Origin of the sequence: Pseudoalteromonas rubra, from assembly GCF_005887095.1 — a bacterium.
Lineage (GTDB): Bacteria > Pseudomonadota > Gammaproteobacteria > Enterobacterales > Alteromonadaceae > Pseudoalteromonas > Pseudoalteromonas rubra_E.
The window spans coordinates 1-207 of sequence record NZ_PNCI01000128.1; the positions used below are offsets into that span (position 1 = coordinate 1).

The following is a 207-nucleotide window of genomic DNA, read 5'->3' on the forward strand; positions in this document are numbered from 1 at the left end:
CTCTGGCGCTGACGTTTTGCTTCTTGTTCGTGCTCTTTAGAGTTTTGAAACCCGCGCAGCGCATCGGATTTCCAGGCTTTTACCTGCTCAACGTAGAGGCCTTTCTTTCTACAATATTCACTCAATTCGGCTTCATTCAAACTGGCAGTTTCGAGTACGGTGGCAAATTTAGCTTCTGCTGACCATTGTTCAGAGGTTGGTTTATTT

General features: G+C 45.4%; 1 pseudogene. It reads right to left on the reverse strand.

The annotated features are described in order from the left end of the window. Window positions 1-207, reverse strand: a pseudogene (locus CWB99_RS23595) (IS3 family transposase); the annotation flags it as partial.